Genomic DNA, 16,270 nt, shown 5'->3' on the forward strand with positions numbered 1-16,270 from the left:
CATATGAGTAGCAATAATTTATTGGTTTTACTCGAAAAACGCCGACTGTCGACCAAGTTATTTTTTGGTTTTGCAACACTATTAACCGTCGTTCTGTTTGTCGGTATTAAATCCATTTCGAGTGTTCAACAAATGAGTGCGGATACTCGCGATTTATATGAGCAAAAACTGCTTGGGATTTCACATGTAAAGGAGGCCAACGTAAATTTAATTTTAATGGGCAGAAGTGTAAGGCAGATGGTACTTGCTCTGGATCAAAATGAACGTGCAATCGCTAAACTTAAGCTCGAACAAGCTGCCCAAAATGTACAAAGCCAATTAGATAAAGCGCGCGCGAGTATTTTTCTTGAACAAAATTATAATTTGTTAGACAAATTTGACCGAGAGTTCGCTGAATATAAACGCAATATCGACCAAGCTGTTTCTTTAATAGAAGCAAGCCCATTAGAGCAAATTACTGCTAGAGAATACATCTCTAGTTTACGTTACAGTGAAGTTGGTGATGCGGCTGATACAACATTGGACAAAATTGTTGATTTGAAAGAACAAGCTGCGAGAGAAATGGCAACCGCTATGGCTGACAGACAACTGCAGACGGAGCAATTCCATATTGCCTTCATGTTAATCAGTTTAATTTTTGGCATACTTATCGCGTTGTCTGTAACTTGGTCGATAACCAAACCTGCAAATAAACTGAGACGAGCGATTGATCAACTTGCAAGTGGCAAGAGTGACACAATCATCCCATATACCGACTATCCAAATGAAACAGGCAAAATCGCTCAAGGTGTTGCTGTCTTAAAATCACTTTATACACAAATGGATGAACAAAAGTGGTCAAAAACCCACTTATCAGAGATAGCGACATTATTACAACAAGCAGATAATTTTCCTCAATTAGCACAAGAATTTTTATCCAAATTATGTCCACTACTTAACATTGGTTGTGCCGTTATGTACCACCAAACCGAACAAAAGCTTAAAGCTATTAAAGGATATGGCTACCATACTTTGTCGCAACAAGCTCAGAGTATCGAGCTTGGAGAGGGGTTAGTTGGTCAGTGCGCGTTGGAAAAGTCAGCTATTACTATAGTTGATCCGCCAAACGACTATATGGTTATTGAATCTGCGTTAGGCAGTGCCAAACCTAACCAAATTATAATTCTGCCAATTTTGCACAATGAAGAACTGCTAGGTGTATTAGAGCTTGCTACGTTCCAAGAATTTAGTGCGAAGGAATTAGATTTACTCAATCACTTAATGCCAATTTTAGGCATGAGCATGGAATTATTAGAACGTAATCTACATACGCAAGATTTGCTTTCTGAAACTCAGGTTCAAGCACAAAAAATGGCACAACAAGCTGCTTTGTTAGAACAACAATCAACCGAGATGGAAGCCCAGCAAGCAGACTTAATGCAAACCGAAGCTTGGTTTAGAGCAATTGTTGAAACTGCGCCAGATGGTATGTTGGTCGTAAACGCGCAAGGTACAATAATTTTATGTAACCCTAAAGCTGAAGCACTATTCGGTTATTCATCAAACGAGATGTTGGGCATTAATGTTGATAGCTTATTGCCCGAAGCCGCTAGAGCAGGCCACGCGCAAAAGCGAGCCAGTTTTATGCAAGCCGGCACGAGTAGAGCAATGGGCGCAGGACAAGATCTGTTAGGAATACGTAAAGACGGCAGTGATTTTCCTGTCGAAATCGGTTTAAGTGTGCTGCCGGATATGGCCGGTCGGGGAGTCTGTGCTTGTGCTTCAATTCGTGATATCAGTGATCGAATTGCAGCACAGAAACAATTGCAACATGCAAAATTTTTAAATGAGCAAGCGTTAGAACTAACCCAAGCTGGTTATTGGCATGTGCCTATTCTCAATTCGGATGGTTACTATAATTCGTCTGAACAAGCCGCATCTATCTTTGGAGACATCCCAAATGAAAATTGGCGTTATCATTTGATGGAACATTGGTTTGTACAGGTAGAGCTGGGAGATAAGCAGGCAGCTGAAGCTGCAAAAGCCAGCTTTGAAGCGGCAGTAACAGGTAAAGCGCCAAGATACGATGCTACATATGCTTATAAACGTCCAATTGATGGGCGAATTGTTTGGGTTCACGCAATAGGGCAAGTTGTACGTAATGAGCAGGGCGAAATATCAGACCTATACGGTGTCGCTGTAGACATAACAGCCAGTCGGTTAGCTGAACAAGCGTTACAAAAAGCCAAAGAAGTTGCCGAAGAAGCTACACAAATGAAATCTGATTTTCTAGCTAATATGAGTCACGAAATTAGAACTCCAATGAATGCTATTATAGGTATTGCTCATTTAATGTTAAAAACTGAGCTTAACCAAAGGCAAGCGGAATACCTGAATAAAATACAAAATTCTGGCCAACATTTATTAGGGATCATTAACGATATATTAGATTTCTCTAAAATCGAAGCGGGCAAATTAACCATAGAGCATACTGACTTTGAATTGGCTAAAGTGCTAGACAATGTTGCTAACTTAGTTGGTGAAAAAGCGACGGCCAAAGGATTAGAGTTAATTTTTGATATTGATGCACACGTACCCTATTTTTTAAATGGTGATGCGTTACGCATTGGCCAAATTCTGATTAACTATGCTAACAACGCTGTTAAGTTCACCGAACAAGGTGAAATAGTTATCTCAATTAAAATTGTCGAGCAAACAGACCAACAATATTTGCTTAAATTCAGTGTAGCGGATACTGGTATAGGTTTAACTGAAGAACAAAAGAGCAAACTATTTCAATCATTCCAACAGGCTGATATGTCGACAAGCCGTAAATATGGTGGCACAGGCTTAGGTTTAGCTATATCCAAACAGTTAGCTGCACTAATGGGTGGAGAAGTTGGTGTAGACAGTGAATTTGGCAGAGGCAGCAATTTTTGGTTTACTGCGAAACTGGCTAAGAGTCGCAAACGGTTTAAATCTTTAATCCCTGATTTCTCGTTACGTGGACAAAGAGTGTTAGTGGTTGATGATAATGATACCGCGAGATCTGTATTGGAGTCTTTGTTAATAGGCATGGCTTTCCATGTTGATCAAGCAGATAGTTGCGAGCGTGCAATTGATTTAATCCACCAAGCTGAACAACAGGCTCAACCCTACGCTGTTGTTTTGTTAGATTGGCGTATGCCTAATCTCGATGGTATAGAAACGGCTAAAGCCATTAGTGCATTGCAGTTAGATAGCTCTCCTCATTTTATTATGGTGACAGCTTACGGGCGAGATGAAGCAATGCAAGCTGCCAGTGCTGTTGGGATAGCAGAAGTTATATCTAAACCTGTAAATCCATCTATTTTATTTGACACCTTAATGCAGCTGTTAGGGGGCCATTATCAACAAGTTAACCAACCTAAAGAGACAGAGTTTGACTTAGAACAAAAACTTAACTTAATCAAAGGTGCTGAAATTTTAGTTGTTGAAGATAATGAACTAAATCAAGAAGTGGCAACCGGGTTGTTAGAGGATGCTGGATTTGTCGTTACGTTGGCCAATCATGGTAAAGAAGCTCTGGTTAAATTATCTGAAAAGCCGTTTGCAATCGTGTTGATGGATATGCAAATGCCCATAATGGATGGTGTGTCTGCAACTAAAGAAATAAGAAAACTTGAAGAGTTTAGCATGTTGCCTATTATTGCTATGACGGCTAACGCAATGGCACAAGATAAAGAGAAATGTTTAGCCGCAGGTATGAATGGACATATTGCCAAACCGATAGATCCAGAAGAATTATACCAAACACTATTACACTGGATTAAGCCGAGTGTTAGCACAACTGAAGCTTCCAAAACGCTGGAAAACAAAAATGCCCAACAGAGGTTGCCACAAGCGAATGAACCTAAGATACCAATTGTTAATGGTTTGAACATTGAACTGGGTTTAAAACGTGTATTGGGCAAACAAGCTGCTTATTTGTCTATGCTAAACAAGTTTGTTATGAGCCAAGCAGATGCCGCTGAACTGTTAAATAAAGCACTCGAATCTGGCGATTTTATTTTGGCCGAACGGATTGCACATACTGCTAAAGGAGTATGTGGCAATATTGGCGCGACTGAATTGCAGGATATTGCAGCGACTTTAGAAAGTCGAATTGCCAATCGGCAGCTGCAAGATATAACTAAATTACAGCAGCAATTTGGCCAAAAACTAACAAGTCTATTGTCTGAATTACGCTCCGCATTACCACAAAAGGTCGATTTTGAAATCCAGCATGTGGATATAACTGGCGCAAAAGCTATCTTTAGTAAATTACAACGAATGTTAGCAAGTGATGACAGTGAAGCCTGTGAAGTCTTCGAGCAAAATAGTTTGGTCATTCGTAAGGTGTTAGCGAGCCATGTGTACACAAGATTTGAACATGCGATCCAACAGTTTGATTTTCAACAAGCACTGGCTGAACTTAATCAACATTCCGCTGAAATTGAAGCCGTGTTACAGCCAGTTGAAAGAACCTAGTTGTTTGATTAAGAACAATTAATTTGCCATACAATGAATTTGTGGCGCATAATCAAAGTTGCCAGCGTAGGTAAATATTATCGCAGGCATGCAGTGGGAATTGAAGCAAAGGAGAAAAGTAATGGTTGAGCAGGATAACTATCCGACAAAAGCAACAATTTTAGTTGTAGATGATACTCCAGATAATCTGACCTTGATGGCAGGGTTATTAAAGTCACTATATAGAGTAAAAGTTGCAAATAGTGGAGAAAGAGCATTAAAGATAGCTCAAGCAGACCCAGCGCCTGATTTGATTTTATTGGATATCATGATGCCAGGCATGGATGGATATGAAGTCTGTCAGCAACTCAAGGCTGATATTAAAACGCGTGACATACCTGTAATATTTCTAACTGCTAAAACAGAAACTATTGACGAGACTACTGGCCTAGAATTAGGTGCAGCTGACTATATTACCAAGCCTATTTCGCCACCAATTGTACTTGCTCGAATTAAGACCCACCTTTCTGTCAAATCAGTTCAAGATTTTCTTAAAGACAACAATAAATACTTAGAGTCTGAAGTGGCGCGCAGAACTTCCGAAATCACAGCCTTACAAGATGTCACTATTCATGCAATGGCATCTTTGGCGGAAACTCGTGATAACGAAACTGGCAATCACATTCGTCGCACTCAATACTACGTAAAAACGTTAGCTGAAAAATTAAGGTTTCATCCAAGGTTTGCTCACTTTTTAAATGATGATGAAACGATAGAGCTTTTGTTCAAATCTGCTCCATTGCACGATATAGGGAAAGTTGGCATACCCGATAGAATTTTATTAAAACCGGGAAGGTTTGAACCTGAAGAGTTTGAAATCATGAAAACGCACACAACTTTAGGACGAGATGCCATTATTCAGGCCGAAGAGCATTTGGGTGTGCAGTTGCCATTCTTAACATTTGCAAAAGAAATCGCGTATGGGCATCAGGAAAAGTGGGATGGCTCAGGATATCCAGAGGGACTATCAGGTGATGACATTCCAATATCTGCACGTTTGATGGCTGTTGCGGATGTGTATGATGCATTAATTAGTCGTCGAGTATATAAAGACCCTATGCCTCACGACAAAGCGGTACAAATTATTATCGATGGTAAGGGCAGCCATTTCGACCCAGATATGGTTGATGCGTTTATTGATCTAGCTGATGAATTCAAAAATATTGCCGCTCGTTATGCCGATAGCGATGAAGATATGGAGAAAAAAGCAGACTATATGGCCAGTGCAACGGGTAAAAACGCCTAAAAATTTTAGCGAGTAAAAACGGAATCTATGAAACTTACTAAAGACACTAAGATATTGATAATCGACGATTTCGATTCAATGCGGCGTGTGACATGCTCCCAATTACGCAGTCTTGGCGCAATGAAAATTGTCCAGGCCAAAGATGGTAGCGAAGCAATGAGTTTGTTATTAGAGCAATCCTTTGACTTAATACTGTCTGATTGGAATATGCCTGTGATGAGTGGTTTAGAACTGCTAAAAGCAGTAAGAGCTAATAAAACTTTGTGTCATATCCCGTTTATTATGCTAACTGGTGAAGCTGGTCGAGAGCGGGTGATTGAGGTTATCGCTTGTGGGGTCAGTGAGTTAATTGTCAAACCATATAGCACAAATTGTTTAGCTCAAAAAATAGATAAAGTTTCTCGTTGGAAACCTCGTAAACCACCTAAAAAAGAGCCAGAAAAAACGACTCATGAGCCTGTTGAAGCTATCGTTCCACCAACTGAAGCCACTAAAGTTATCAGCTATAAACCCACGATTCTAGTAGTCGATGACAACTCAGACAATGTGGCCTTGTTACACCAACTATTTAAAGATGAGTTTAGGGTATTAATCACCTTAAATGGCAAGCGAGCCTTAGAAATTTGCACTTCAGATAACCCACCAGATTTGGTGTTGTTGGATATCATGATGCCTGACATGGATGGATTTGAAGTCGCAACTAAAATGCGTGAACACCCAAATGGTGAAAATATTCCAATCATATTTGTGACAGCAATGGAAGGTGTTGAGGCGCATAGTAGAGGGTTAGCATTAGGCGCAGTAGATTTTGTGACCAAACCTATAGAGCCTAATTTGTTGGTTCCCAGAGTACGCAATTTTTTACGTTATGTGCGTTTACACAAACAATTGCAAGACGATTACGACACTTTGCAAGAAAATGCACAGCTGCAAGAACAAGTGGAATTTACCTCTAGACATGATTTAAAAGGTTCACTTGCTGCTGTGATTGGTTTAATTCAATCGCTTAGTGAAGGGAGTTCGCTGAAGAGTAAACAGCTTGAACAATTGCATATGGCTGAAGAGGCTGCATTGCAGACTCTCAATATGGTTAACTTGTCTACCGAATTATACAAAATTGAAAAAGGTAACTATCAACTTAATGCCCAGCCTGTAGAAATCGGTGAAATATTACGACGTATCGTCACTTTAACCCGCAATACGTTCGCAACCAAAAAGCTGACAATTTTGATTGATACAGATGTCACTGGGGATGAGCATGCCCCTCAAATATTAGGGGATGAGATGTTCTGTTACTCCTTATTTCAGAACCTAATTAAAAATGCCTGCGAGGCAGCGCCTGAACAGAGCAAAGTAGAAGTGGCTCTTCACAATGAATCGCCATTGTGTGTAACTATTCGTAATTTTGGGGTTGTGCCAGCAGAAATTAGGGCCAATTTCTTCGATAAGTTTGTCACCCATGGCAAAGAAGATGGAACAGGGTTAGGGACTTATTCGGCTAAATTATTAACTGAAGCTCAAGAGGGGCAAATTGCACTTGATGTTTCAGATGAAGATAACAAGACGACTATATCAGTGCGCTTACCTAGAGTGTGAGATATAGAAGACTAGTATACTAGCTAGCCTGCTAGTCGTATTTAGCATTTTCAGTTCGAACTTCTTTCGCACCTGCAAACGCCTTATACAGCTTCTTGTGTGCAGCTAGTGAAAAGGTATCGTCTCGATTCGGATATTGTTTAATCCATTCAATCAGCATAGCTAAATTATCATCTTGCGCTTGTTTGCTTGGGTATTTATGCGGCTCCCAAGGGCGGTTTTTTGCATTGGTTATGCAGTCAGCCACAGCTAAGTTTAAAAATATCAGCTTGTTTACTTGTGGCATTACATATTCAAGTAAATCAGCATAACAACCTTCAATCACCCAGTTGCTATTTTGCTGTAAAAAGTCATCGATAAACTTAACCGATTGTGCCATCGGCATACGCTGAGGCGGTGTCGTATCTAACCAAGCAATTGTGTCTAAATCTAAATGTGCTAACCCTTGGGTATTTGCTAATTGTTTTGCTAGGGTTGATTTACCTGAGCCTGAATTTCCAAAAATAATAACTTTATTCAAAATAGTTCCTTATCAAAGCGTGTTGAGTTAGCGGTTATATATCACAGGCATTTGCATTTTCCATCTATCCCATAGCTCAGCTTGGTTGATTAAACTTAGCATAAAATGTGCAACGTTAATTCTGCTGGTTGTGCCCGCATTAAAAATAACATTTCGAATGGGTGCTGGGTATATATCGTATGCACTGTCGCTTATTTCATTTATTAAGGTATCAGGCCGCACAGCGACCCACTCAATAACATTCTGTTGTTGAGGGTAGTTTGTTTGCAAGTAATCAGCGGCGGCTTCGTTGTCGGCATGTGGTGGGATTAAATAGCGAATAATACTTATGGCTATTGCTTGTGACATAGGTATTTTTTCACCAGCTTGTTGATTTTGCTTGCCCGATGAATTCATTAAAATAAATTTGGTTGGCACATCGGCATTTTCTTGTCGAGTGTGCTCAATAGCTTGGCACAATCGCTTAACTGCATTGGTTACAAGGCGACGAGGCTGGCCATAAATCCCTTTAAAACTGAGATTGTGCCCTAAACAACAAACTACCGCGTGACAGCCTTTTACTTGAGTTTGTAATTCTTCATCAGTTAAATCAAGCAGGCTTGCTTGTGTTATGTTTAACCTTGAATTTTGTTTCTGGCTATTGGGCAAATATTCAGTTGAGCGAACAATAATTTTAACCCTTTGACCTTCAGCCAGCAGTTTTTCAACGACTAATCTGCCAGTAGCACCACTTGCACCTACAACTAAGATTGTCATATATCTCTCCATATCGTTATGTACTTCGGCTACTTTACCTATACAATAATTAAATTAATACGCTATAAAATGTATGGTTGGTATACAAAAACGCATGAACTGGAATTCAATAAAATTCGATTGGAACCACATTCGCTCATTTTTAGCCACAGCGGAAGAAGGTTCCTTGTCGGCTGCTGCCAAAGCGCTTGGGTTAACTCAACCTACACTAAGCCGGCAAATTTATGCATTGGAAGCTGAGCTGAAACTTATGTTATTTGAGCGAGTCGGTCAGCGTTTAGTATTAACCGAAAGTGGCGTAGAGTTATTACAACATGCCCGTTCAATGGGCGATGAAGCGCTAAAATTTTCACTAGCAGTAACAGGGCAATCACAACAACTTGAAGGAAGGGTTACGCTTTCTGTTAGCGAACTAACGGCAACTTATGTATTGCCAAAAATTTTGCGCACGATTCGCCAGTTAGAGCCCGGTATACGCATTGAAGTTGTAGTAACTAATAACACCAGCGATTTAAAAAAGCGTGAAGCTGATATCGCAATTAGAAGCTATTATCCAAAACAAAATGACTTGATTGCTAAAAAACTTGGCCAAGAAGTTATTTGGTTATACGGCACAGCTGAATATCTACAAGGCTTTTCTGCTGCCAGCAAACTATCCGAGTTAACGGATATTCAAATAATCGGATTTGACGATTCAAACACAGTAATTGATATTCTGAATCAACAAGGCTGGGCACTTAGCCAGAAAAATTTCTCATTATTAACTTCGTTTCAACCTCTTCAAATTGAGTTGTGCAAACAAGGACAAGGTTTAGTTTTTATGCCAGAAGATATGGGCAACCGTGAGCCAAACTTAGTCAAAGCTTTTGCGGATATGGGCGCAACCATGACATTGGATGTTTGGTTGGTAAGCCATCAAGAACTGCGCACCAGCTTAAGAGTGCGCAGAGTTTTTGATTTAATCGCACAGCAATATAGCAGTGCGGTTATGGACAAAAGTTAAATACTTGTAAATTTTCATTGTGTGCTGTATTGTTTAAACAACGTTGTTTTTCTTTTGTTCAGCACCATTGGAAAATTTATGAATACAAATAATATATTAAAATTAAGCCTAGTTGCGTTGGCAACTAGTTCGTTAAGCGGTTGTATACTCGATAATAAAGCAACTATCGACGCGTCGGATGTAGAGGTTATTGGACAACCAACACCAGAGCCGACACCATCACCTGAAGAGCGTGTCGCTTTAACAGAAATGGTTTATCTAAATTTTAACGAGCAAACCGGAAGCACAGAAGCTATAAATCAAGTTAATCAAGCTGCTTATAGTGTAAGCAATACGTTTTTAAAACCAGAGCGAGTGTTAGGTGTGCAAGGGAATGCATTACGCACCGATGGTTTTTCTACTTGGGTGACGGGCAACCCTGATTTAGCCAATTTATCTGAAATGACCATAGAGACTTGGGTTGCATTAGAAAGTTATCCGAGTGACCACGAAACCGGCCATGCGAATTTATCGCCAGCCTCGTTCATTTCAAAAATGAAAGATGGCAAAGGTTTTAGTTTAGATATTAATACATTTGGTCAATGGCAATTTAATGTATCAATTGACGGCACTATGTATAACTTACCAGCACCAGAAGTTTTCCCTCTGTATAGCTGGAACCACGTAGCCGCTGTGGTAGATGGTTTTAACGGTAGTATCAAACTTTATTTAAATGGAGTAGAAGTCGCTTCAACAGAGGCTAACCCTATTGGTGGTGAAATTGACAACGTTGATTCTAGTTTACTCATTGCAAAAAGTCATGCAACCACATCTTCTGGGCCTTTTTCAGTGATTAATGGATTAAATGGCGCTTTTGACGAAGTTAAGATATATCAAGGCAGTAAATTGGCTGAAGCATTTACCGCAAACATTCAGATAAAAGATGACAATCATCCGTTAGGTACAATCTCGTTGGAAACACCGGAGAGCCGTTTTATTGACGACCCACTTCGACCTATTTTTCACGCTATGCCGCCAGCCAATTGGGCTAACGAACCACACGGTTTAGTAGAGTTTGATGGCAAGTATCACATGTTTTACCAACGTACTCCTAACGGCCCTTTTAAAACACAAATGCATTGGGGCCATATGATGTCGGATAATTTTGTTAATTGGACACATATGCAAGATGCACTTTGGCCTGAGGTAGAACAGGGCGGTACTAACGGGTTTGATATGAAGGGTATATGGTCAGGTGATGTGGTTGTTGAAGGTGACACAGCCTATGCGTTTTACACCAATGTGAATCATACTGGGCCTTTTAACCCAGGGGTCGCGGTCGCAACCAGTCAGGATAACGATCTAAAAAACTGGACAAAGTTAGGACCGATTATTGATCGAACTGGGGTTGATGATATGCGCGACCCTTATCTATGGAAAGACGGCGATACTTGGCACATGATAGTTGGCGCAATAAAGAGCGGACATGGTGCCTTGCTGCATCTATCTACCTCTGATATTTCGGACATTAACAGCTGGCAAAGCAGTTCCTTCATGGCTGATTTTTCAGTTCTTACAGCCCCTGATGGCTCAAAAGACGGGTTAGCCAGTGTTTTATGGGAAATGCCTGTTTTTGAAAAAATTTCTGACGACAAGTATATGCTGTTAGTTAATCCGGTTGGCAATGGTTATAAGCCTAGAGGTTTATATTGGATTGGTAGTTGGACCAATGGGCAGTTTGTTCCGGACAATACCCAAGCAAAATATTTAGATTTAATTGTCGGCCATATATCCCCAACGGTTGCGCGCAATGCTGATGGCCTATTAACAGCAATTGGTATAGTCGACGAAAGACGTTCATCTGAAGCTCAATTAGCGGCAGGTTGGACTCAAACTTTTTCGGCGCCTCGAGTTTGGTCGTTAGCAGCAGACGGTGCGACAATTCAACAAGCGCCGGCAGCGCAGTTGAGTGATTTACGTTTAAACAACAGTGTACGCGAGCAATCTAACTTGGTAGTGAATGGCGAAACTTTGCTAGAGGCGAAAGGGCGCCGTGTAGAAATTATCGCTGAATTAGATGCCAGCGAAACAGCGAACAAGTACGGTGTGGTAATTGCTGCTTCTGCTGATGGCGAAGAAAAAACGGTTATTTATTACGATGCGATCAACAAAAATATTGTATTAGATAAAACAAAATCAACCACTTCTAGCAGCGCGTTTGAGTTAACCGAACAAGCGGGCAGTTATGACGAAACCGCTTTTGGTAAACCAGAAAAATTCCATATATTTGTTGATGGTTCAGTAGTAGATGTATTTATCAACGACAAAGCTGCCTTTTCTTTTAGGATTTATCCAACAAAAGATGACAGCAACAATATAGCTCTGTACTCGCAAGCAGCAGATACCAGATTTACCCAAGTACAAGTGTATCAATTGGCTGACATGCAAAATAAACGCACCTTTATTGCTGCGAAAGCTGATGCCGATGGCATTGTTGAAGAAAAAGAAGATGGTGAAATTATTACCGTTAGTGTTGCCAATAACACCTTTGCGCAAACGCTCAATATTGCTGGCTGGCAAGCTACAAACTTACCAAATGGTGTGAGCTTAGCTAGCATTAATCGCATTGACGACAAGACAGCTGAAATTACCTTATCTGGCAATTCGAGTGATGACTTTGATGCCAATATTTCTAATATCGAGCTGAGTATTGCGGCAGGTCAGTTTGTCTCTATGCCTGTTCCGGCAGACGTTAGGGGATTCGGCCCAACGATTACCGCTGAAGTTGAGGTGGTCACCTCTGCCGAGTTAACCATAGGTGGAGATACGCAAGCTAGCATAAGTGAAGGTTCTGAAAGTGGTCAGACTATTTCCGTTGCGTTAACCAATAACACCTTTGTCGACCCTGTTGATAAAGCTCATTGGACAACACAAAACTTACCAACAGGTCTAGATTTTACTTTAACTAGAGTCGCTGACAATCAAGTCGATATTCAACTTTCAGGTACTGCTGAGGGCTATCAAAACCAAGATCAATTGGTCACCTTTAGCATAGCACCGCAAGCTTTTACTCAAGTTGATCCTGAATTATTTGGTCAAGCAGCAATGTCGACTTCAATTTTGTTTAAAGCCAACAAAGTATTTAATGCAACTTTGCCTGCTGACGGTCAAAACAATTCTTTGGTGATTGGTAGATTTGACGGCGCACAAACGACGCTTGCACAAGGCTGGTCGGCTTCTGGTGATTTTGCAAACCCTGCTACCGAAGGGGTTTGGCGTGGTACAACAGTAAATAGTGCGTCGGCACAAATAGGTGATGGCGCAGTAAGCACCTGTGAAATGAATGGTAATGCCAAAGGATGTGACCCAAGCACTGGTCGTTTAACTTCGCCAATATTTACCTTAACGAAAGACAACTTATATACCTTGCTCGCGGGTGGCGAAAACAATAGCAAGGCTGTGGGTATTCGAGTGTTAGATACAGCGGGGAATTTATTACATAACTATTCACCAGCGAGTTGTGGCCCTGCAAATATTGACGGTGATGACGATTGGACGGTAATACAAGCCAGCGTATTAAAAGGCGCGAATATTCGAGCACAATTTTATGATGAAGAGTCGGGCGGTTGTGGTTTTGTCAGTTTTGACCACTTGTTCCAAAGTGATATAGCCAAAGACGATAGCATGATTGACGGCGGCACTGTCACTTTAACTGCAGAGCAAAGTGCCAACTTAACATACGGCGTAAGTTTGCCATATCAAGATTCTGATTCAAATGTCATTGGCTCATTTGATCATGCACAAGCAATGATTATGGATGGTTGGGTTGCAACCGGTGATTTTGCGATTCCGGCATCAGCAGACGCATGGCATAGTTTAACGACCGCTAGAGCAGATGCTGCGCGAGTAGGTAATGGTGGCACAACAACTTGTGAGTTAAACGGCAATCCGTGTGATGCGAGTACGGGGACGCTTACTTCATCGTTATTTGATGTAAGCGCAGATCAATCTACCCTAGCCATGTTAATTTCTGGTGGTAACGCCGAAATGACGAATGATGTCGGCATTCGGGTGTTAGATGCAACCGATGCTGAACTAGCAAGGTTAAACCCTGGTACTTGTGGCGATGCTTACGTAAAAAACGATAGTCATTGGAAAACCATTGATTTGTCGGCGTATGTCGGCCAACAGGTAAAAGTACAAGTGTTTGACAATGAAACCGGTGGTTGTGGTTTTATCAGTGTTGATCATATTCACTTAACCTCAGGCCAAGCCGTTGACCCCAACTATGTAGATTTCAACTTTACTGCGACAGATTATGCTGAAGCAAACCCTGATGAAACATTAACCAATGTGACAGTCAATGCTGATTCGTTTACGCAAGTGATAGGTAGTTTCGACAACCCTTCAGCTATGCTCGCAGATGGCTGGGTCGCGACAGGTGATTTTCTAAACCCAACCGATGATAGCGCTTGGGCTGGCACCACTAGTTTTAATGATGCAGCTAAAGTGGGTACAAATGCGGTTAGTACTTGTGAGTTAAACAATAATGCGAATGGTTGTGACCAGCCAGTGGGTACGTTAACTTCTCCGACATTTAAAATAGATGCAGCTAGACCGCACTTGAACTTTTTAATGTCAGGGGGGAACGGTGGTGCACCTGTTGGTTTAAAAGTAATTAATCCTGCAAACGATGCTGTCATTACACAATTTACGCCAAACTCCTGTGCTGACTCGCGTATCTTAGGTGACCAACATTGGCAAACAATCGATTTAACAGATTATATTGGCCAATTTGTGCAAGTGGTTGTGTTTGATGAAGAACAAGGTGGTTGTGGGTTTGTTAGTTTTGACCATGTGCATTTGAGCAGCAGCGCGAAATAACAAAAAAGGCAAGCCATTGGCTTGCCTTTCTTCAAACAATTGTTAGCTAATATTAAATAGCAACAATGTTTTCAGCTTGAGGGCCTTTAGCACCTTGAGTTACATTGAACTCAACAGCTTGACCTTCAGTTAATGTTTTGAAGCCTTCGCTAGCAATTGAGCTGTAATGTGCGAATACGTCAGCGCCAGACTCTTGAGCGATAAAACCAAAACCTTTCTCTTCGTTGAACCACTTAACGGTTCCTTTAACTTTATTAGACATAATATATCCTAGTTCTTAAAAAAATAATGCCGTATATCGGCGGGTTTAGCTTGTGGAGACATGAACTTAAAACTGCAGAACGAGGTATTTATTACGAATAAAACAGCGAAATGTAGGATGTAAATTTGATTGCTTCTTCAAGCTGCGGAAAGTGTACAGTATCTCTGCGTAATGTCCAGTATAAAATTTAAACAATATTAAAATGTTTTTGTACTATAACAGTTTTGCTCGGTTGATTATTGTTAAAAGTTTGGCATCTGTACAAAGATTAAACTGTTTAAAAGGATTTACGATCAAACAACAAACACGGTACTTTGTAATGAGTCGGTTGCTCGGCTTTGTTGTTATTCGTTATTAAGCTCAATATTTGCGCAACGGCCATGCGCCCCATTTCATAGTAGGGAAGCGCCATAGTTGAAAGTTGTGGTTCTAATATTTCTGGAATATCGTGCCAATTATCAAAGCTGGCGACTCCAATATCTTTACCTATGGTTAAGCCTAATCGCTCCAATACTAGATATACTTTTATCGCGGCTAAATCTTTGCCACATAATACCGCATCGGGTTTGAATTCCTGTATAACTTGTTTAGCCACTTCACCGGCAATATTGACGGTGCGGCCTTCAACAACTTGTTCAATAGTATCGATACGCCATTGCTTTTCAGGAATACCATACTCTTGCATGGCTTTTAAAAAACCTTGCTGGCGTTGTTGTGCCGCCATTATTTCTGGGTTTAAGTTTAAAAACGCGATACGGCGATAGCCTTTGTACAAGAGTTGTTTGGTGACGTAATAACCCGCAAGTTCGTCGTCTGGTACTATTGAGGTAAAGTCGTTATGGGTGCTAACACAATTCACCAATACGGTCGGCAAGGTTTTAAATAATTCAGAAAATTCGACTGACTGATGATACATAGCGCCATAAATGATGCCTTCAGAGCGGTGTTGCAAACACTCTTCATACAGTTTGTCTTTGTTTGGACGTTTAGGATCTAAGTTAAACACCATAAGGGTTTTACCTTGCTCCCAAGCCATATCTTGGGCACCTTTTAAAATGGCAACGGAAGCAGGTGTGGTAGAAATTTCGTCAGATATAAAACCAATAACGTCACTTTGTTTTTTGCGCACTAAACTGGCTGCTTTATTTGGCCTATAACCCAGCTTGGCAATAGCATCTTCAACTTTTTCAACATTATAAGCTTTAACACCTGGCTCTTTGTTAACAACTCGAGCAACAGTTTTAAATGAAACGCCTGCCAATTCAGCGACTTGTTTGATCGTAACCATTGGGCATTATTCTGTAAAAACAATGGCCTATTTAACTATATAATGGGCAACGTTGTCAAAATTTACCTAGCTATTGTGCAAAAAATGCTTAAATTTTTGCTAAATTTTGTAAATTATATTTGATATAGGCCATTTATTAGTTTATAAATAGACAACGTTGTAAAAATAATTGCGGTACACAAGATAATTTACTCTACATATTCGTCTAG

General features: G+C 40.6%; 9 protein-coding genes. 5 read left to right on the forward strand and 4 right to left on the reverse strand.

What is annotated here, in order from left to right; genetic code table 11:
• Positions 1–3 precede the first annotated feature (3 nt).
• From WSC_RS23425 to WSC_RS0119035, 3 genes are all read left to right on the forward strand, one after another.
• On the forward strand, positions 4–4,488 hold the full coding sequence (locus tag WSC_RS23425; protein ID WP_016957545.1) for a response regulator: 4,485 nt from the start codon (positions 4–6) through the stop codon (positions 4,486–4,488).
• A gap of 121 nt (positions 4,489–4,609) precedes the next feature.
• Positions 4,610–5,773, forward strand: coding sequence for a response regulator (locus WSC_RS0119030; RefSeq protein ID WP_016957546.1), 1,164 nt, complete (start codon positions 4,610–4,612; stop codon positions 5,771–5,773).
• A 27-nt stretch (positions 5,774–5,800) separates the two neighbouring features.
• Positions 5,801–7,369, forward strand: coding sequence for an ATP-binding response regulator (locus WSC_RS0119035; RefSeq protein ID WP_026016952.1), 1,569 nt, complete (start codon positions 5,801–5,803; stop codon positions 7,367–7,369).
• 31 nt (positions 7,370–7,400) lie between these two features.
• Here WSC_RS0119035 and WSC_RS0119040 read toward each other — a convergent pair whose 3' ends face one another.
• Both WSC_RS0119040 and WSC_RS0119045 read right to left on the reverse strand, forming a co-directional pair.
• On the reverse strand, positions 7,401–7,889 hold the full coding sequence (locus WSC_RS0119040; RefSeq protein WP_016957548.1) for an AAA family ATPase: 489 nt from the start codon (positions 7,887–7,889) through the stop codon (positions 7,401–7,403).
• Positions 7,890–7,916: 27 nt separating this feature from the next.
• The gene (locus WSC_RS0119045) at positions 7,917–8,645 is read right to left on the reverse strand and encodes an NAD(P)-dependent oxidoreductase (RefSeq protein ID WP_016957549.1); all 729 of its coding nucleotides are present in this window, start codon (positions 8,643–8,645) and stop codon (positions 7,917–7,919) included.
• A gap of 94 nt (positions 8,646–8,739) precedes the next feature.
• On the opposite strand from WSC_RS0119045, the gene WSC_RS0119050 reads away from it, so the two are divergent.
• Complete coding sequence (locus WSC_RS0119050) at positions 8,740–9,648, forward strand: LysR family transcriptional regulator (protein ID WP_026016953.1); 909 nt, start codon at positions 8,740–8,742, stop codon at positions 9,646–9,648.
• 78 nt (positions 9,649–9,726) lie between these two features.
• A complete protein-coding gene (locus tag WSC_RS0119055; RefSeq protein ID WP_016957551.1) occupies positions 9,727–14,511 on the forward strand; it encodes a GH32 C-terminal domain-containing protein in 4,785 nt (1,594 codons plus the stop codon).
• 52 nt (positions 14,512–14,563) lie between these two features.
• Here WSC_RS0119055 and WSC_RS0119060 read toward each other — a convergent pair whose 3' ends face one another.
• Together WSC_RS0119060 and WSC_RS23430 are read right to left on the reverse strand one after the other, a co-directional pair.
• Positions 14,564–14,773, reverse strand: a complete 210-nt coding sequence (locus tag WSC_RS0119060; RefSeq protein WP_016957552.1) for a cold-shock protein — start codon at positions 14,771–14,773, stop codon at positions 14,564–14,566.
• A gap of 277 nt (positions 14,774–15,050) precedes the next feature.
• A complete protein-coding gene (locus WSC_RS23430) occupies positions 15,051–16,061 on the reverse strand; it encodes a LacI family DNA-binding transcriptional regulator (RefSeq protein ID WP_016957553.1) in 1,011 nt (336 codons plus the stop codon).
• Positions 16,062–16,270: the final 209 nt, after the last annotated feature.

The sequence above is a fragment of the Catenovulum agarivorans YM01 genome (assembly GCF_000281085.1).
Taxonomy (GTDB): domain Bacteria; phylum Pseudomonadota; class Gammaproteobacteria; order Enterobacterales; family Alteromonadaceae; genus Catenovulum; species Catenovulum agarivorans.